20 protein-coding genes are annotated in these 17,969 nt (G+C 30.7%); 19 read left to right on the top strand and 1 reads right to left on the bottom strand.

Features of this window, described 5'->3' with window-relative positions; genetic code table 11:
* Positions 1-115 precede the first annotated feature (115 nt).
* From ELQ10_RS03675 to flgG, 5 genes are all read left to right on the top strand, one after another.
* Positions 116-1,606 (top strand): peptidylprolyl isomerase, encoded by a 1,491-nt coding sequence (locus ELQ10_RS03675; protein WP_133401654.1) that lies wholly within the window; start codon positions 116-118, stop codon positions 1,604-1,606.
* Positions 1,603-2,991 carry a cell division protein FtsA gene (gene ftsA / locus ELQ10_RS03670; protein WP_074469321.1) on the top strand — a complete coding sequence of 463 codons (1,389 nt, stop codon included), beginning with the start codon at positions 1,603-1,605 and terminating at the stop codon, positions 2,989-2,991. The genes ELQ10_RS03675 and ftsA overlap by 4 nt, the downstream gene beginning before the upstream one ends.
* Before the next feature lie 15 nt (positions 2,992-3,006).
* A complete protein-coding gene (gene ftsZ, locus ELQ10_RS03665) occupies positions 3,007-4,119 on the top strand; it encodes a cell division protein FtsZ (RefSeq protein ID WP_002852071.1) in 1,113 nt (370 codons plus the stop codon).
* Positions 4,120-4,273: 154 nt separating this feature from the next.
* On the top strand, positions 4,274-5,086 hold the full coding sequence (locus ELQ10_RS03660; RefSeq protein ID WP_002854829.1) for a flagellar hook-basal body protein: 813 nt from the start codon (positions 4,274-4,276) through the stop codon (positions 5,084-5,086).
* A gap of 28 nt (positions 5,087-5,114) precedes the next feature.
* Entirely contained in the window at positions 5,115-5,906 is a 792-nt protein-coding gene (gene flgG, locus ELQ10_RS03655; protein ID WP_002852142.1) for a flagellar basal-body rod protein FlgG, read from the top strand.
* Positions 5,907-5,973: 67 nt separating this feature from the next.
* Here the strand turns inward: flgG and glnA are convergent, their stop codons facing one another.
* Complete coding sequence (gene glnA, locus ELQ10_RS03650) at positions 5,974-7,404, bottom strand: type I glutamate--ammonia ligase (RefSeq protein ID WP_002854995.1); 1,431 nt, start codon at positions 7,402-7,404, stop codon at positions 5,974-5,976.
* A gap of 202 nt (positions 7,405-7,606) precedes the next feature.
* Between glnA and ELQ10_RS03645 the strand changes: the two genes are divergently transcribed.
* The 14 genes from ELQ10_RS03645 (at position 7,607) to trmD (ending at position 17,968) form a co-directional block, all read left to right on the top strand.
* Complete coding sequence (locus tag ELQ10_RS03645) at positions 7,607-8,302, top strand: chemotaxis protein (RefSeq protein ID WP_002852254.1); 696 nt, start codon at positions 7,607-7,609, stop codon at positions 8,300-8,302.
* Positions 8,299-9,552 (top strand): peptidase U32 family protein, encoded by a 1,254-nt coding sequence (locus ELQ10_RS03640; RefSeq protein ID WP_133401655.1) that lies wholly within the window; start codon positions 8,299-8,301, stop codon positions 9,550-9,552. Before ELQ10_RS03645 ends, ELQ10_RS03640 begins: the two co-directional genes overlap by 4 nt.
* Positions 9,553-10,047: a 5-(carboxyamino)imidazole ribonucleotide mutase gene (purE, locus tag ELQ10_RS03635; protein ID WP_070305146.1), complete on the top strand. Its 495-nt coding sequence runs from the start codon at positions 9,553-9,555 to the stop codon at positions 10,045-10,047.
* Positions 10,048-10,056: 9 nt separating this feature from the next.
* Complete coding sequence (locus ELQ10_RS03630) at positions 10,057-10,593, top strand: DUF3972 domain-containing protein (RefSeq protein WP_002852251.1); 537 nt, start codon at positions 10,057-10,059, stop codon at positions 10,591-10,593.
* Between the two features lie 11 nt (positions 10,594-10,604).
* Positions 10,605-11,468 carry a glycine--tRNA ligase subunit alpha gene (glyQ, locus tag ELQ10_RS03625; protein ID WP_002861386.1) on the top strand — a complete coding sequence of 288 codons (864 nt, stop codon included), beginning with the start codon at positions 10,605-10,607 and terminating at the stop codon, positions 11,466-11,468.
* Entirely contained in the window at positions 11,455-12,180 is a 726-nt protein-coding gene (locus tag ELQ10_RS03620) for a Nif3-like dinuclear metal center hexameric protein (RefSeq protein WP_133401657.1), read from the top strand. Before glyQ ends, ELQ10_RS03620 begins: the two co-directional genes overlap by 14 nt.
* A gap of 9 nt (positions 12,181-12,189) precedes the next feature.
* The gene (locus ELQ10_RS03615) at positions 12,190-12,906 is read left to right on the top strand and encodes a zinc ribbon domain-containing protein (protein WP_133401658.1); all 717 of its coding nucleotides are present in this window, start codon (positions 12,190-12,192) and stop codon (positions 12,904-12,906) included.
* A complete protein-coding gene (gene waaA, locus ELQ10_RS03610) occupies positions 12,903-14,060 on the top strand; it encodes a lipid IV(A) 3-deoxy-D-manno-octulosonic acid transferase (protein WP_133401659.1) in 1,158 nt (385 codons plus the stop codon). The genes ELQ10_RS03615 and waaA overlap by 4 nt, the downstream gene beginning before the upstream one ends.
* Entirely contained in the window at positions 14,041-14,793 is a 753-nt protein-coding gene (locus ELQ10_RS03605; protein WP_002866553.1) for an RluA family pseudouridine synthase, read from the top strand. Before waaA ends, ELQ10_RS03605 begins: the two co-directional genes overlap by 20 nt.
* Positions 14,794-14,860: 67 nt before the next feature.
* Positions 14,861-16,198 (top strand): signal recognition particle protein, encoded by a 1,338-nt coding sequence (gene ffh / locus ELQ10_RS03600; RefSeq protein WP_134250205.1) that lies wholly within the window; start codon positions 14,861-14,863, stop codon positions 16,196-16,198.
* A gap of 64 nt (positions 16,199-16,262) precedes the next feature.
* Positions 16,263-16,490, top strand: coding sequence for a 30S ribosomal protein S16 (gene rpsP, locus ELQ10_RS03595; RefSeq protein WP_002852274.1), 228 nt, complete (start codon positions 16,263-16,265; stop codon positions 16,488-16,490).
* A 2-nt stretch (positions 16,491-16,492) separates the two neighbouring features.
* Positions 16,493-16,735 carry a KH domain-containing protein gene (locus ELQ10_RS03590; protein WP_002852144.1) on the top strand — a complete coding sequence of 81 codons (243 nt, stop codon included), beginning with the start codon at positions 16,493-16,495 and terminating at the stop codon, positions 16,733-16,735.
* Positions 16,728-17,267 carry a ribosome maturation factor RimM gene (rimM, locus tag ELQ10_RS03585; RefSeq protein ID WP_002855099.1) on the top strand — a complete coding sequence of 180 codons (540 nt, stop codon included), beginning with the start codon at positions 16,728-16,730 and terminating at the stop codon, positions 17,265-17,267. The genes ELQ10_RS03590 and rimM overlap by 8 nt, the downstream gene beginning before the upstream one ends.
* Positions 17,264-17,968: a tRNA (guanosine(37)-N1)-methyltransferase TrmD gene (gene trmD / locus ELQ10_RS03580; protein ID WP_134250204.1), complete on the top strand. Its 705-nt coding sequence runs from the start codon at positions 17,264-17,266 to the stop codon at positions 17,966-17,968. Before rimM ends, trmD begins: the two co-directional genes overlap by 4 nt.
* Position 17,969 lies beyond the last annotated feature (1 nt).

Genomic DNA, 17,969 nt, shown 5'->3' with positions numbered 1-17,969 from the left:
TGTAAAAATCATAAAATTTAAAGAACAAATATTTTTTGGTAAAAATTTTATAATTAAACTCCACTTAAACACTTCTACGATACAATATCTAGTTTAAATTTAATCAAGGAATGATATGCTTACTTGGATGCAACATCACAAAAAATATCTTGTTGTTACTATATGGGTTAGTACTATAGCTTTTGTTGGCGCCGGCTTTTTAGGTTGGGGTGCTTATGATTTTAATCTCAATAGAAGTTCGAGTGTTGCAACCGTAGGAAATGAAAAGATAGGTTTTAGCGAATTTGATACTAGATATAGACAAATTTTAAGTTATTATAATCAAATTAGCAATGGTGCTTTAACTCCAGAAAATGCTGAGCAACTAGGCATTAAAAATATAGCTTTAAGCTCTCTTGTTGAAGATAAGCTTTTGTTAAATTTTGCTAAAGATTTGGGTGTTGGCGTAAACGAGAATGAAATTTTACAAAAACTTGCAAATACTAGAGAATTTCAAGATCCTACAGGGGATTTTAACAAAACAATTTATTATGAACTTTTAAATGCCAATAATTTAACTCCAAAAGATTATGAAACACAACTTGCAAATGAAGTAATTACCGATAAACTTAATCAAATTTTTAATATTCCTAGCAAAGATGAAGAATTAAAAATGTTAGCTTCTAGTTATTTCATGCAAGATGCTTTAAGTATTGCAAAAATTGATTATGACAAAAAAAATATTAAGATTAATGAAGAGGATTTAAAAAAGCTTTGGAATGAACATAAAGAAGATTATAAAACTAAAAAAATATATGAAATTTCAACTTATTTTTTGCCAGTTAGCAATGAGAAAATTGACGACAAAGAATTAGAAAAATTTTATAATCAAGATGAAAATAAACTAAAATATAAAGATTTTGCAGGTAAAGTGATGGATTTTCAGTCTGCTAAAAATGAAGTTGCTAAAGATTATGCTTTAATGCAACTAAAGAATGTGGCTAATGCTAAATTTTTAGATTTAAAAAATGGGAAAGATAATTTTCAAAAAGATCAAAATATTAGTGAATCTGATGTTTATTATCCAATTGATCTTTTGAATAAAGCTAAAAATGGAGATGTTTTACGACCAGCACCTTATAATAGCGGATATATCATAGTTAAACTAAATAAAGTAGATCCTATAAGAAATAAAACTTTTGAAGAAGCTAGAGAAGAAGTTTTACCTATGTATTTAAGCGAACAAGCTAGAAAAAATTTAGAAGAAAAAGCTAAAAATAGTTTAGTAAATTTTAAAGGCGATGATATAGGCTTTGTAAGTCGAGATAGTTCTCGCGAGAGTGTAAAGCTTAGTGATAAGATATTAAATGACTCTGAATTTGCTTATTTTTTAATGAATGTATTTAATACCGATAAAAATAGTTCTTATGTGATTATTAATGATAATAAAGCAATATTATATAAAATAAATAAACAAAAATTAGATATGAACTCCGATAAATTTGAACAATACAAAACTATGCTTAAGCAAAATTTGCAAAATTTAAAAGCAAATGAGCTTAAGCAAGAACTTGTTGATGAACTTAAAAAGATATATCCGATAAAAATTTATTATAAAGGGAATTGATTTTGAATATATTAGGAATTGACTTAGGCTCAACCCAGACTTGTGCCATTATTGCTCAAAAAGATGAAGATGGATTAAAAATTATTGGTTTTTCCAAGTCGAAAACCAACGGGGTTAAAAAAGGTGCCATTACCAATATAGAGCTTGCTTCTAAATCTATTGAAGAAGCTGTTAGAAGTGCTGAGATGATGAGTGGAGTTCATTATGATAAGGTTGTGGTGTCTATATCAGGTGCTTATACTAAAAGCGTTGATAGCATAGGTGTTGTTAATATTCCAAATCATGAAATAGGCATTAAAGAAATTCATCGTGCTGTAAGTACAGCTAAGCATACTGCCAATCTACCAAGTGGTTATGAAATTATCCATGTTTTGCCTTATAATTTTAAGGTTAATGATCTTGAACATGTTGATGATCCTTTGGGAATGAGCGGCAATCGTTTAGAAGTTTCAACCCATATAGTGATTTCACAAGAATCTCATATTAAAAATCTTAAGAAAGCAGTTGAATTAGCTGATTTAAGAGTGGATAATATAGTTCTTTCAGGATATGCTTCAGCTATAGCTTGTTTAGATGATAGTGAAAAGGAATTAGGTGCTGTTTTGATTGATATGGGTGGAGCGATTTGTGATATGGTTGTTCATACTGGAAATTCAATTAGATATAATGATTGTTTGCAAATTGGCTCGATTAATATTACCCAAGATTTATCAATGGCATTGCATACACCTTTAAAAGAAGCAGAAAAAATCAAGCTTAATTATGCAGCTCTTTCACAACAGCCTAATACCCTTATACAAATTCCTTCAATGGGTGATGAAAGAAAGGTTAATGAAGTTTCTTTGGATATTATTTCAAACGTAATTTATGCAAGAGCGGAAGAAACTTTGATGATTTTGGCAAAAATCTTAAGTGATAATCGTTATGCCAATGCTATAGGCGGTGGAGTTGTTTTAACAGGTGGAATGACTAAGTTAGCAGGTATTGATGAGCTAGCTCCTGCAACATTTGATAATCGCTCAGTTAGACTAGCTACTGCAAGAAAAGATTTGATTACTGGTTTTAGTGAAATTTTTAATGATCCTGAAAATACTTGTGCTATAGGACTTTGTTTATATGGAGCGGGGTATTTTACGCCTTATGAACTTGATTCTAATGAAAAATTAAGATATAAAGGGGAAATTGAAAATTTTAATCGTCAAATTAAACAAGATATTGTTTTGCAAAAAGATGCAGAAAGTGAAATAAAATCTGATTTTTTTGATGAAAATTTGCAAGAAAATGATACAATTGCAATACAAGAACAATTAGATTTTAAAGAGCCAAAAGAAAAAAAACCTAGCGTTTTTTCAAATATCTGGCATAAAATTATGAATCAATTTTAACAAGGAGAAATTTTTATGAGTGAATTTTTAGTAGAAGAAATGCAACATAATAAAGGTGCAAAAATTAAGGTTATAGGCTGCGGTGGCGGTGGCGGTAATATGATCAACCATATGGTTAAAATGGGATTAAATGATCTTGATTTAATTGCAGCAAATACTGATGCACAAGCTATTTCAATTTCATTAGCAAAAACTAAAATTCAACTTGGCGAGAAAAAAACTAAAGGTTTAGGTGCTGGTATGCTTCCTGAAGTAGGTGCAGAAAGTGCTAGAGAAAGTTTTGAAGAAATAAAAGCAAGTCTTAGTCAAAGTGATATTGTATTTATTGCTTCAGGTTTTGGTGGAGGTACTGGAACGGGTGCCACTCCAGTTATTGCACAAGCAGCTAAAGAGATTGGAGCTTTAACTGTTTCTGTTGTAACTATGCCTTTTGCATTCGAAGGAAAACAAAGAAAAAAACTTGCTGAAAGCGGTCTCCTTGAGCTTAAAAAAGAAAGTGATTCTATTCTTGTAATTCAAAATGAAAAATTATTGAGCATTATTGATAAAAAAGCAGGCATTAAAGATGCTTTTAGATTGGTTGATGATATTTTAGCTCGTGCTGTAAAAGGTATGGTGTCTATCTTGCTTGATAATGGAGATATTAATGTTGACTTTGCAGATGTAAGAACCATCATGAGTCATCGCGGACTCGCACTTATGGGCGTTGGTAGTGCTAGTGGTGAAAATGCTATAGAAGAGGCTCTTTCAAACGCTATAGAATCTCCTTTGCTTGATGGAATGGATATTAAAGGTGCCAAGGGAGTTATTTTACATTTTAAAACAAGTTCTAATTGCTCTTTGTTTGAAATTTCAGCAGCAGCAAATAGTATACAAGAAATTGTTGATGAAAATGCTAAGATTATTTTTGGTTCTACCACAGATGATAGTATGGAAGATAGAGTTGAAGTGACTATTATTGCGACAGGGTTTGAAGACAAAGATACAGTAGCTAAAAAATCTACCGAAGAAGCTCAAGCTTCTAAGAAAAATCCTTATTTAAGTCTTAAAAAGGTAAGCGGTGGTTACGATGAAGAGATAATGGCGCAAATTGAAACACCGACTTTCTTGCGTCGTCAAATGGATTAAAATTGATTTTAAAGCAAGATTGAGTCAAATCTTGCTTTTTATAGTTTAAAATTCTCTCCTAATAATCTTTCAAATATTTATTTTTCTTTGTTTTTAAAAGTTGGAACACTCTTTGCTTTTATAGCTATAAAATCTTAATTTTATAGGTGAAAATATGCAAAATGGATATTATCAAGCAACTGGCGGAATGGTAACTCAGTTTAATAAACTTGATGTGATTACTAATAATCTTGCCAATATTAATACAAGTGGATACAAAAGAGATGATGTGGTTATTGCAGATTTTAAAAGGATTTTTAAAGAAACTCAGGATGAGTTGCCTATAGAAAATCACACAAGAGATGCATCTCGTTTTGTAAATACTACAATAGATGGAATCCCACAAGTTTCTCAAGAATATACGGATTTTAGCCTAGGTTCTTTAAAGGCCACAAACAATCCTTTGGATTTGGCAATGACTAGAGAAGATGCTTTTTATTTGGTTCAAACCAAAGATGGAGAAGTAAGATTAACTAAAGATGGAAATTTTCAACTTGATGATGAGGGTTATTTGGTAAATAAGCAAGGATACAAGGTATTAAGTAGTGATTATTTTAATAATCCTCAGAATGCTGGCATACGCATTCCTAATGGTGCTGTTCAAATTAGCGTTGATAAAAACGGAAGCATTGAGGTTGATGGAGCTCAAAATGCAAGATTATTTGTAGCACAAGTAGATGATATAAGAGCTTTGCAAAAAGATGGGGATAATGTCTATAAAATAGATGATCTAACCCGCATTAGAGATTTGGAAAACTCCAATGCTATTCGCCAAGGTTTTTCTCAGGGATCAAATGTTAATCCAGTTACTGAAATGGTAGGACTGATTGAAGCAAACAGAATGGTAGAAATGTATCAAAAAGTTATGACAGCTCATATGGATGACTTAAATCAAGAAGCTATCAATAAGCTTGCAGCTGTTAAATAATTTAAAATAAAATAAAAAAGGATTAAAAATGATGAGATCACTTCATACTGCTGCTACGGGAATGGTAGCGCAGCAAACACAAATTGATGTTACTTCAAATAACATCGCCAATGTTAATACAGCAGGTTTTAAGAAAAGTCGCGCAGAATTTGCTGATCTTATGTATCAAGTTATGAAGTATGCAGGAACTTCAACTTCAGCTACTACTCTTTCTCCTTCGGGTATAGAAGTGGGTGTGGGTGTGCGTCCAACAGCGGTAACTAAAGTTTTTACTGAAGGAAATTTAAAATCAACAAGTACCGATGGTCTTGATATGGCTATTGCAGGTAATGGGTTTTTTCAAATACAACTTCCTGATGGCACTATAGGATATACTAGAAATGGGCAATTTACAAAAGATAATGAAGGTAATATTGTAAATTCAGATGGTTATAGACTTTTACCTGAAATGACAATACCTGAAGGCGCAACAGCAATTAATGTTGCTACAGATGGAACCGTTTCTGTAATGCTACCAGGGGAGCAACAAGAAACTCAAATTGGCCAAGTGGAGCTAGTTCAGTTTATAAATCCAGCGGGTCTTCATTCTATGGGTGATAATCTTTATCTCGAAACAGGAGCAAGTGGTGCACCTGTTGCGGGTATAGCAGGACAAGATGGGCTTGGAACAATAAGACATGGATTTATAGAACTTAGTAATGTTCAGCTTGTTGAAGAAATGACAGATCTTATCACAGGACAAAGAGCTTATGAAGCGGGTTCTAAGGCAATTACAACAAGTGATGATATGCTAGGAATTGTAAATCAGCTTAAGCGATAGTTGATATAAAATAAATAATTTTTAATTCTTTTTTGTGTTTAATGGCGTGTTAAACGCCATTAAATTTTTAGCAAGAGTAGCAAGTTTTAAATTCATAAGCAGTTGGACGAGCTTCTACTGGCCAAACTTGTGTTTCAAATTTTAAATGCTGATAGTCATCGATAAAAATATCGCTCATTACAGGTTTTAAATAAGAATTATGTCGGATTAAAGCTTCTAAACTTCCTCTTAGAGTATGTGGTAATTGCTCTATCCCTTTTTCACGTATTTCATCCAAAGTAAGATCAAATAAATTTTCATCCATAGGACCCACAGGAATAGTTTTATTTTTGATTCCATCAAGACCTGCCATTAAAAGACTAACAAAAGCTAAATAAGGATTAGCAGTGCTATCAGGGAAGCGAATTTCTATACGAGCTGAATTTTTACCTATGCCATAAGGAACGCGACAACTTGCTGATCTGTTTTGACAAGAATAAGTTAAAATACAAGGAGCTTCAAAGCCAGGAACTATTCTTTTGTAAGAGTTGGAACTTGGATTTGTAAAAGCTGCGACACTTCTAGCATTTTTTAAAATTCCACCTATATAATTTATAGCAGTTTGACTAAGTCCACTGTATCCATCTTTATCGTAAAATAAATTTACCCCATCTTTCCATAAGCTCATATGAACATGCATACCATTGCCATTATCTCCGTATAAAGGTTTTGGCATAAAAGTGGCAGTTTTGCCATTTAAATGAGCTACCATTTTTACAACATATTTATAAATTTGAACATTGTCAGCTGCTTCTACAAGCGTGCCAAAATTTACTCCTATTTCAGCTTGTCCTTGTGCAACTTCATGATGATGAACAAAAGTTTTAAGACCTACTTTTTCAAGGGTTTGAACCATTTCAGAACGAATATCTACTAAAGAATCAATTGGCTGAACTGGAAAATATCCACCTTTGTTTCTCGGTCTGTGTCCAGTATTGTAGCTATCGGTAAATTCTCTATCATCATTCCACTCTCCTTCTTCGGTATCAACTTCATACTTAGAACAATGAGTAGTATCAACTATTTTTACACTATCAAAAACAAAGAATTCATTTTCTGGTCCAAAGTAAGCAGTATCAGCTATGCCACTATTTTTAAGGTGTTCCATTGCTTTTTTTGCTATGCTTCTTGGACATTTTTCATACATTTGTCCTTTGTAAATATCATACACATCACAAAATACTATGATAGTAGGATCAGCCGTAAAAGGATCTAAAAAAGCACTTTGAGCATCAGGTTTTAAAATCATATCTGATTTTTCTATAGGTTGCCATCCATGGATTGAGCTTCCATCAAATGGAATGCCAGTTTGAAATGTTTCTTCATTGATTGCATGAAGATTGTAGGTAATATGATGCCAAGTTCCTATCATATCTGTAAAACGAAAATCAACAAAAAGCACTTCATTTTGTTTGCAAAATTTGAAAAAATCATCTATATTATTAACAAATTTTCCCATATTTTTACTCCTTTATGTAATTAAATTTATAAAATTATATCATAAAATTTTTAATTAAGATTTAATTAATATATTTTTTTTATAAATTTAAAAATTTAATTTAAAAAGATTAAAAAAATAAAAATTTATATTTTTGTTTTAGATAAAATTGATTATAATTTTAAGCAATTATTGAAAATCTAGATTTAAAAAAGGGAAAAAAATGACTCAAGAAGAGCTTGATGCTTTGATGAATGGTGATGTTGATCTTGATTCAGAGACAGAAGCAGAGGTAAAAACCGAAGAATCGAATACCGAAGAAGATGCTTTGATGTTAGAAGATGTCAAAATAGCTGATTACAAACCTAATCCTAGTGTAGTATGGCCACCACCCCCACCAAATCAGGAGCATAAAGTTGTACATCAGTTAGATGATGTTACAAAAGATAGCGAGCTTAAAGCAACGGAAATGATGGATAAGCTTGAAAGTATTAATAATTTTTTTGCGGATTCTGAAAGTTTACTCAAAGAAATAAATAAAGCAATAGAAAAAAATATTGATATTTTTTCTAAACTTAATGAAAAATTTCCTAATGTGGAAAGTTTCAGTGAAGCTTTAGAATTAAACAATCAAGCTAAAAAAAGTTCTAAGGAGATTGTCGGAAATCTTCAAAGCGGACAAGATGAAGTGATGATGGCAATGGATGCAATGCAGTATCAAGATATACATCGTCAAAAAATCGAACGTGTTATTAATGTAATGCGTGCTTTAAGCCGTTATATGAGTTCTTTATTTGAAGGTAAAATTGATGATAAAAAACGTGTAAGTTCTGCAGTGCATATTGAAGGTGATAGTACTGCTGATGTTGTAAGTAATGATGATATAGAAGCTTTAATTGCAAGTTTAGGGCAAAAATGATCATTCCTGAAATAGTAGCTCCTGCAGGAAATTTCACAAAATTAAAAATTGCTTTAGCTTATGGCGCAGATGCGGTTTATGCAGGTGTGAATAATTTTTCTTTAAGATCACGCACTGCAAGAGAATTTAATTATGAAAGTTTTGAAGAAGCTATCAAATATACTCATGAGCGTGGTAAGAAAATTTATGTTACTTTAAATGGTTTTCATTTAAGCTCTCAAATTGAAGGTTTAAAAAGACATATATTAAAATTACGTGAGATGAAACCCGATGCTTTTATTGTAGCTTCTGTTGGAGCTATGCGTCTTGTTAAAGAACTTGCACCTGAAATTTCTTTACATGTTTCTACTCAGGCAAATATTTTAAATTATTTAGATGCTCAAGTTTATAAGGATATGGGTGCTAAAAGGGTTGTAATTGCCAGAGAATTAGGGCTTAAAGACGCTAAAGCTTTAAAGGAAAATTGCGATATTGAACTTGAAGCTTTTGTGCATGGTTCTATGTGTTTTGCTTATTCAGGGCGTTGTTTAATAAGCTCTGTGCAAAGTGGAAGAATGAGCAATCGTGGATCTTGTGCAAATGATTGTAGATTTAATTATGAGCTTTATGCTAAAAATCCAGAAAATGGCACTTTATTTCGCTTAGAAGAAGATGAAAATGGTACTCATATTTTTAATTCTAAAGATTTAAATCTTTGTTCTTATATAGAAAAAATCATGCAAGAAAATTGTATCAGTGCTTTTAAAATAGAAGGGCGTACTAAAAGCGAATATTATGTTGCGCTTACAACAAGGACTTATAAAATGGCCATACAAGATGCTTTAGAGGGTAAATTTGAGTTAAGTAAGTATGAAAAAGAGATTGCTACACTTAAAAATCGTGGTTTTACAGATGGCTATCTTGTTTCGCGTCCTTTGGAAAAAACCGACACGCAAAATCATAATACAAGCATAGAAGAAGGTTCTCATCAAGTGCATGCTATAAGCGAAGATGGAAGCTTTTTTAAATGCAAAGGAAAAATCATTTTAAACACGCCTTATGAAATTTTAGCCCCTTTAGGCGATGTGATTCAAACTTGCGATAATGAACTAGGTAAAATTTATCAAAAAGAGGATAAATATTTTATAGAGTTTAAAAAACTCATTGCTAAAAACAATAAAGAATTTAGCGAAATTCATAGTGGCAATGAACATGAAATCCAATTACCAAATAAAATCAGTGCATTAAGTTTTTTAAGAAAGGAAATATAGATGAATTTTGTTTCTATTTTAATGGGAAGCAAGAGTGATTATGAGACTATGAAAGAGGCTGCTAAAACTTTAGAAAGTTTTGGGGTAAAGTATGAATTTATTATCTCATCAGCTCATCGTAGTCCAAAAAGAACAAAAGAGTATATTGCAAATGCTGAAGAAAAAGGTGCGAAAGTTTTTATAGCAGCAGCTGGAATGGCAGCACATTTAGCTGGAGCTGTTGCAGCTTATACAACAAAACCTGTTTTGGGAGTGCCTATGTCAGGAAGCAATCTTGCAAGTATGGATTCTTTGTTTTCTACGGTGCAAATGCCTAGTGGAATTCCTGTAGGAACTTTAGCTATTGGTAAGGCTGGAGCGATCAATGCTGCTTATTTGGCTATGCAAATTTTAGCTATTTATGATGTTGATTTAGCACAAAAGCTTAAAGAAGATCGTCTTGAAAAAGAAAAAAAACTTGTATCTGATTCAAAAGAAGTAGAAGTTTTATTATAAGGGATAAAAATGCAAACCTATCTTGAACTTGAAGAATTTTGTAAACTTGTGCATTTAAATGAAGATGTGGTTAAGGGTATGATGGCCAATGGGGCTTTAAATTTTAAAGAAGAAGAGGGTAAAATTTACATCGAAGCTCATCAAGGTACTTTTAGTGTAGTACCTAGTTCTGCAAAATCTCAAACTGCAATGGTAAATTCAATGACTTTAGCAGGAGAAAGTTTTGTTGAAAAAACAATAGGAACTATTTTAAATTTGCATGAAAAAGTTTTAGATGCTAAAGATGAAACACTTGAAGCATTAAAAAATGAGAATAAATTTTTAAAAGACGCCCTTTATTCTATGCAAGAACTTTATGATGAAGATAGAAAAACTATAGAAACCTTAAACAATGAGCTAAAACATGCACGTGAAGAGATAGAATTTCTCAAGCGTAAATATAAATTAATGTGGAGTAAAACCGCAGAAATTTTTGGAGCTAAGACAGAGCCTGATTTGGAAATGAATAAAAATTTAGAAAAACCTATTGAAAATATGGAACAATAAAGAGAGATACAATGACTTTTTCACAAATGATACTTAATTTGCAAAATTATTGGCAAGAGCAAGGTTGTGCGATTATGCAACCTTATGATATGCCAGCAGGTGCAGGAACCTTTCATCCAGCAACTTTTTTAAGAAGTTTAGGAAAAAAACCTTGGGCAGCTGCTTATGTGGCTCCAAGTAGAAGGCCTACTGATGGACGTTATGGTGAAAATCCTAATCGCTTAGGTGCTTATTATCAATTTCAAGTTTTGATTAAACCTAGTCCTGATAATATTCAAGAATTATATCTTAAAAGTCTTGAAAATTTGGGTTTTGATTTAAAAAGCCATGATATTCGTTTTGTTGAAGATAATTGGGAGAGTCCAAGTTTGGGTGCTTGGGGTTTAGGCTGGGAAGTATGGCTTGATGGTATGGAAGTCACTCAATTTACTTATTTTCAGCAAGTTGGCGGTATAGCAGTAGATTTAGTAAGTGCTGAAATTACCTATGGTCTTGAAAGAATAGCTATGTATCTTCAAAATGTTGATAATGTTTATGATATAGTTTGGAGTGAATTTAATGGAGAAAAAATTAAATACGCAGATGTGCATAAGCAAAGTGAATATGAATTTAGTAAATACAATTTTGAAGTAAGTGATGTTAAGATCTTAAATGAGCAGTTTGAAAATTCTTACAAAGAATGTAAAAATATTTTAGAACAAGGACTAGCTTTACCTGCTTATGATTATTGTATGCTTGCTGCACATACTTTTAATCTTTTAGATGCAAGAGGAGCAATTTCTGTAGCACAAAGACAAGATTATATGTTAAAAATTCGTGAGCTTTCGAAAAATTGTGCTGAAATTTATAAGAAAAATTTAAATGAAACTGAGTGAAATTTATAATTTTTTAGATCAATTAAGTCCCTTTGATATCCAAGAATCATGGGATAATAGTGGAATTTTGCTTGGAGATAGGGATAGTGAAATTTCAACTGTTTATTTAAGCTTAGATATTGATGAAAATATTATTAAAGAAGCGAGTGAAAATTCTTTAATTATCACACACCATCCTTTGATATTTAAAGGTTTAAAAGATTTATATGACAAGACTTATCCTAGAGCTTTTATTAAAGAAATGATTTGTAAAAATATTTCTTTAATCAGTATGCATACAAATTACGATTTAAGTCATTTAAACACTTATTTTACGGAAGAAATTTTAGGTTTTAAAATTTCTTTTAAAGACGAATTTTTAATTTATGTGGAAAATTCTATGTCTTTTGAAGCTTTGTGTGACTGGGTGAAAAAAAAGTTAAATTTACAAATTTTACGTGTAAGCAATTGTGGTAAAAAAGACATTAAGCGTATTGCTATATGTACTGGAAGTGGTGGGGATTTAATTTCTAAAGTAGATGCGGATTGTTTTTTAAGCGGAGATTTTAAATATCATCAAGCTTTAGAGGCACTTAGTAATCAAATCAGTCTTATTGATTTGGGTCATTTTGAAAGTGAGAGATATTTTTCTCAATGTTTAGCAAAAGACTTGAAAAATTTGCCGCTACAAGTTATAATAACAGTTTCAAAAAATCCATTTCAATATTTTTAAGGAAAATAAATGAATAAATATCTCGAACAATTAGTGCTTTTATCAAAAATAGATCAAGAAATTGATAGTTATGAACCAAAAATAGACAGTATTAATAAGACTTTAAAAGATGCTGAGTTAAAAATAGGAAAAATCAACACAGATTTAGAAAAAATCGATGAAGAAATTAAAGATATAGAAAATCAAAAAGTGCAAAATAATGCTCATATTTCTGAGTTTTCGGCAAAAATTAAAGAGCTTTCTAAAAAAAGTGGTGCAGTAAAAACAGAAAAAGAAGCTAATGCTTTAAAAATTGAAGAAGATATTGCAAAAGAGCAATTAGACGCTGCAAATGATGAAATTGTAAGACTAGATAAAATTTTAGAGAATAAAGAAACTTATAAAAAAGAACTTGAAGAAGAAAAAATCAAACAAGAGCAAAATATTAATGAGATTAGAGTAAGCATTAAATCTGAAATGGAAGTTCTTGAAAAAGATAGAATGAGTGTTTATGATAAAAAAACCAAACTTGTGGGCGAGATGAATCAAAAAGTTTTAAGTTTTTATGAAAAAATTCGCAAATGGGCAAAAAATACTGCTGTAGTTCCTGTTAAAAAACAAGCATGCTATGGATGTTTTATGAAAATTTACGATAAGACCTATCTATCTGTTGTAAAAGGTGAAGAGATTATAACTTGTCCTCATTGTGGAAGAATTCTTTATAAAGAGCAAGAAGAACAAAATTGATCTTTTTTTATTATTTTTTAACTTGGGCGGCATTTTTATTTTGTGCCGTCTTTATTCTTTTGCTTTCTTTTTTAAAATCCAAATACAAAACTAGTTTAAAATCCCGATTTTTTCTTTATAAAAATTTACATCAAGAAAAAGCTGATGTACATTTTCATGCTTGTTCTTACGGGGAGGTAAGAAGTATTAAAACTTTGGTTTTGAAATTTGATTCAAGAATAACTACTATTACTCAAACAGGTTTTGAGTGTGCAAAAGAATTTTGTAAAAAGGTAAATTATCTTGCTTTTGAAAATTTTTTGCCTTTTTGGTTTAAGCCTTGTAAGGTTTTGGTAATTTTTGAAGCAGAATATTGGCTTATGCTTGTTTTTATGGCACGTATTTATAAGGCTAAGATTATTTTGCTTAATGCGAGAATATCTGATAAATCTTATCATTCTTATCAAAGATTTTCTTTTTTTTATAAAAAAAATTTTTCTTATATTGATGAAGTTTTTGCTCAAAGTGAATTAGATAAAGTAAGACTTGAAAGTTTGGGAGCTAAAAATGTTAAAATTTTTAAAAATATTAAGGCAAATTTAGAAATTAAAAATAATAAAATTTATGCCAAACCTAAGGAAAAGCTTATCATTTTTGCTAGTACGCATAAAGATGAAGAAGAGCTTTTGCTTGATCATTTTAAACTAGAAGAAAATGAAAAACTCATTATCGCCCCACGACACCCTGAGCGTTTTAAAGAAGTTGAAAATTTGCTTTTAAACAAAGGTTTGGAATTTGAAAAATTTAGTTCTTTAAAAGATGAAAATAAGAAATTTGCTAAAAAAATTTTGCTTTTAGATGCTTTAGGAGAGCTTGTAAATTTTTATGCAATTTCTGATGTTGTTGTGCTTGGAGGTTCTTTCATAGAAGGCATAGGAGGACACAATCCTATAGAAGTGGCATATTTTGACAATGTATTAATCAGTGGGAAATTTATTCATAATCAAAAGGCTTTATTTGAAGAAGTAGAAAATGTATATTTTTGCGAAAATTTAAAAGATTTAAATGATAAAATTCATTATTTAAATTTAAAAGTTAAAATTTCCAAAAAAGAAAATTTAGATCTTATTATACAGACCATACAAAAGGGAATTGATGCAAGAAAAAGCTTATAAACTCTTAGCTTTGCAAGAAAAAATTTCAAATCGTGAAGCTAAAGATTTGATTGATAAGGGTTGTGTTTTTTCACATGGAAAAAAAGTTGTGGTTGCTAGAGCTTTGATGAGCGATAAGGCAAGATTTAATGTGATAAAAACCAAAAATCCTCAAATTATTTTTGAAGATGATAAGATTATTGCTATTAATAAACCTTATGCTTATGTGAGTGAAGACTTGGAGAAAAAATTTAATGCCAAGCTTTTAAATCGTTTAGACAAAGAAACAAGCGGTGTGATTTTGCTTTGCAAAGATGAAGATTTTAGAAAGCTTTGTATAGAAGAATTTAAAAAACATAGAGTTTATAAAAGTTATATTGCGGTTTTAGATGGGGTTTTGGCTGAAGAGGTTGAAGTGAATGAGCCTATTTTTACCATAAAAGCAAAAGGCGGGGCGTTAAGTAAAGTTTCAAAAGATGGTTTAAGTGCCTTAAGCATCATTACTCCTATTATGATGCAGTCAAAAAAAACCTTAGCAAAAATAGTCATTCAAACAGGTAGAACTCATCAAATCAGAGTGCATGCTAAATTTATAAAACATGGCGTTGTAGGTGATGAAAAATATGCTAAAATTTCAAGCGATAGAATGTATTTACATAGTTATGAAATTAAAATTTTTGATTATTATTTTAAGGCTGAGCTAGATAATAGTTTTGCAAAAGTTGGCTTTGAGATAAAAAATTTAGATTTTTAAAGCCATTTAAGAAAAAATTTTGTATAATGCAAGGTTTAATTTAAAAATTTTATAGAAAGGTGATAAAGTGTTTGAGTTAGTTAGCGAATCTTTTAAATCAGCGATTAATAAATTACGTTTTGTTGATGATGAAAAAGCACTTAAGAACGCTTTAGAAACCTTAAAAAAAGCTCTTTTAAAAGCAGATGTTCACCATAAGGTAACTAAAGAGCTTTTGACTTTGATAGAAGAAGATGTAAAGCAAAACGGAATAGGTCAAAAACAATTTTTAAATGCCATTAAAGTAAATTTAGAAAATATTTTAAGTGTCAATGGCAAAAATCAAGGTTTTGTTTTTGCTTCTAAACCCCCAACAGTAGTTCTAATGGCAGGTTTACAAGGGGGCGGTAAGACTACAAGCACTATTAAACTTGCAAATTATTTAAAATTACGCAATAAAAAAGTTTTAGTTGCAGCTTGTGATTTACAGCGTTTAGCAGCAGTGGAGCAGCTAAGACAACTTTGTGAAGCTAATGAAATTGAACTTTTCTTCATAGAAAATGAAAAAGATCCTATTAGAGTTGCTAAAGAGGCTTTAAAAAAGGCTGAAAGTTCTATGGTGGATGTTTTGCTTGTGGATACTGCTGGACGTTTGGCTATAGATGAAGCTTTGATGAATGAATTAAAAGCAGTTAAGGATGTTTTAAATCCTGATGAGATTTTCTATGTTGCTGATGCAATGAGTGGTCAAGATGGGGTCAAGACTGCGGCTAGTTTTAATGAAGTTTTAGGTATCAGCGGGGTAATTTTATCAAAATTTGATGCAGATACTAAAGGTGGAGTAGCCTTAGGTATAGCAAAACAAATCGGTATTCCTTTAAGATTTATTGGTGTGGGTGAAAAAGTAGCAGATTTAGAAGTTTTTATACCAGATCGTATAGTAAGTCGTATTATGGGTGAGGGTGATTTGGCAACTTTAGCTGAAAAAACTGCTGCGATTATTGATGAAAAAGAGGCTAAAAAACTCAATCAAAAAATTAAAAAAGGTGAATTTAATTTTAATGATTTTCTTAATCAAATGGAAAGTATTAAAAAATTAGGAAGCATGAAGTCTTTAATCGGCATGATACCAGGACTTGGCGGAATGGCAAATGCGGTAAAAGATATAGATTTGGATAATTCTAAAGAAATCATACACATTAAAGCAATGATTTCTTCAATGACTCCAAAAGAAAGAGAAAATCCTGATTTATTAAATAATGCTAGAAAGCGTCGTATAGCAGAGGGAGCAGGTCTTTCTCAGGTAGAAGTCAATCGTTTTTTAAAACAATTTAGCAATGCAGCAAAGCTTGCAAAAAGATTTTCAGGTAAAAAAGGAATGGAAAGTTTAACACAGATGATGAGTCAAGCTAGAAGGCAATTTTAAATTTTATTTATAAATACTTTTTATAGTATCTATAAATAAAATTTTTAATTTTTAAGGAGTATAAATGACAGTTATTAGACTTACAAGAATGGGTAGAACTAAAAGACCATTTTATCGTATTGTAGTTACAGACAGTAGAAAACGTCGTGATGGTGGTTGGATAGAAAGTATTGGGTATTATAATCCTATGGTAGAACCTGAGGTAATTAAAGTTGATGCAGAGCGTTTAGCTTATTGGAAAAGTGTTGGTGCAAAACTTAGCGATAAAGTTGCTTCTATCACTAGCAAATAATCATGGTAGAGAATTTTCTTAGAGAATACGCAAAATTAATTGCAGATTATCCTGAACAGATTGATACTCAAAAAATTGAATTAAGTGAAAATTTTTTTGAGATTGTTCTTTTTGCACATAAGGTTGATACAGGTAAGCTTATAGGTAAAAATGGAAAAATGATCAATGCTATAAAAACCGTAATCTCTGCTTATAAGAGCAAGGATGCAAGTTCTTATAGAGTAACGGTAAAAGCACTTGAGTGAAAAAGATTTTGTTCAAGTTGCAAAACTTGGTAAAACTGTGGGTCTTAAGGGTTATGTAAAATTGCATAACCTGAGCGACTTTTCTTCTCAATTTAAAAAAGATGCTACTTTTTTTATAAAAAACACCAAAGAAATGTTAAAGATTAAGCATTATAATGCAAGCAATTCTACTGTTTTATTTGAAAATTATGAAGATATAGAAAAGGCCAAAGAATTAATTAATCTTATTCTTTTTCAGAGTATCGAGAAAAGCAGACAAACTTGTAAATTAAAAAAAGATGAGTTTTTTTATTTTGATATTTTAGAGTGTGAAGTTTTTGAAGAAGATAAAAGATTAGGTAAAGTGATTGATATCTTGGAAACTGGAGCTTCTTATTTATTTGAAATTCAAAGTGATGAAAAATGGGTTGAAAAAAAATATCCTAAAATATTTTTTATTCCATATTTAGATAAATTTGTTAAAAATATAGATATAGAAAAACGACAGATTTTTTGCACGCAAGATGCTTTTTTAATTTTAGAAAATTCATGAAATTTAGCTTCGTTTCTTTGTTCCCTAATCTTATGGAATTTTACTTTCAAGATTCTATACTTGCAAGAGCAAAAGAAAAAAAACTTTTCAAACTTAATTTTTATAATCCAAGAGATTTTTCTAAAAATTCTTATCATAAAGTCGATGATTATAAAATAGGTGGTGGAGCTGGACTTTTGATGCAAGCTGAACCTATGTATGAGGTGCTAAGAAGTATTCAAGAAAAAAAAGAAAATCCCTATTTTATTTTTTTAAATCCAAGTGGTAAAACCTTTAATCAAAAAGACGCCAAACGCTTAAGTAAAAAAGAACATATAGTTTTTGTATGCGGGCGCTATGAAGGTGTAGATGAAAGAGTGCTTGAAATTTTTGCGAATGAAGTTTTTAGCATAGGGGATTTTATTTTAACAGGAGGAGAATTACCTGCGCTTGTAATGTGTGATGCGATTTTAAGAAATGTTAACGGGGTTTTAGGAAATATGGAAAGTTTGGAAGAAGAAAGCTTTGAAAATAATTTACTCGAAGCGCCTGCTTTTTCAAAACCTTTTATTTTTGAGAAAAAAAATAAAAAATTTTATACTCCTTCAGAGTTTTTAAAGGGTAATCACGCTAGAATTGCAAGTTTAAAAACTACTTTGGCGTCTTGCAAAACGAAATTTTTTCGTCCAGATTTATTTTTAGAGCATGAACGCAAAAAATAAG

Origin of the sequence: Campylobacter sp. US42a, from assembly GCF_004379055.1 — a bacterium.
Lineage (GTDB): Bacteria > Campylobacterota > Campylobacteria > Campylobacterales > Campylobacteraceae > Campylobacter_D > Campylobacter_D jejuni.
Note: the sequence above shows the minus strand (reverse complement) of the source record. Positions and strands in the feature narration are given on the sequence as shown.

Bases quoted from the DNA above. Each gene is read 5' to 3' on its own strand.
- ELQ10_RS03660 (WP_002854829.1), top strand. From the start codon at position 4,274: ATGCAAAATGGATATTATCAAGCAACTGGCGGAATGGTAACTCAGTTT.
- ELQ10_RS03640 (WP_133401655.1), top strand. From the start codon at position 8,299: ATGATCATTCCTGAAATAGTAGCTCCTGCAGGAAATTTCACAAAATTA.
- rpsP (WP_002852274.1), top strand. From the start codon at position 16,263: ATGACAGTTATTAGACTTACAAGAATGGGTAGAACTAAAAGACCATTT.
- glnA (WP_002854995.1), bottom strand. From the start codon at position 7,404: ATGGGAAAATTTGTTAATAATATAGATGATTTTTTCAAATTTTGCAAA.
- ELQ10_RS03675 (WP_133401654.1), top strand. From the start codon at position 116: ATGCTTACTTGGATGCAACATCACAAAAAATATCTTGTTGTTACTATA.
- ELQ10_RS03605 (WP_002866553.1), top strand. From the start codon at position 14,041: ATGCAAGAAAAAGCTTATAAACTCTTAGCTTTGCAAGAAAAAATTTCA.
- ELQ10_RS03620 (WP_133401657.1), top strand. From the start codon at position 11,455: ATGAAACTGAGTGAAATTTATAATTTTTTAGATCAATTAAGTCCCTTT.
- purE (WP_070305146.1), top strand. From the start codon at position 9,553: ATGAATTTTGTTTCTATTTTAATGGGAAGCAAGAGTGATTATGAGACT.
- ELQ10_RS03645 (WP_002852254.1), top strand. From the start codon at position 7,607: ATGACTCAAGAAGAGCTTGATGCTTTGATGAATGGTGATGTTGATCTT.
- trmD (WP_134250204.1), top strand. From the start codon at position 17,264: ATGAAATTTAGCTTCGTTTCTTTGTTCCCTAATCTTATGGAATTTTAC.
- ELQ10_RS03590 (WP_002852144.1), top strand. From the start codon at position 16,493: ATGGTAGAGAATTTTCTTAGAGAATACGCAAAATTAATTGCAGATTAT.
- ELQ10_RS03615 (WP_133401658.1), top strand. From the start codon at position 12,190: ATGAATAAATATCTCGAACAATTAGTGCTTTTATCAAAAATAGATCAA.
- ELQ10_RS03630 (WP_002852251.1), top strand. From the start codon at position 10,057: ATGCAAACCTATCTTGAACTTGAAGAATTTTGTAAACTTGTGCATTTA.
- flgG (WP_002852142.1), top strand. From the start codon at position 5,115: ATGATGAGATCACTTCATACTGCTGCTACGGGAATGGTAGCGCAGCAA.
- glyQ (WP_002861386.1), top strand. From the start codon at position 10,605: ATGACTTTTTCACAAATGATACTTAATTTGCAAAATTATTGGCAAGAG.
- ftsZ (WP_002852071.1), top strand. From the start codon at position 3,007: ATGAGTGAATTTTTAGTAGAAGAAATGCAACATAATAAAGGTGCAAAA.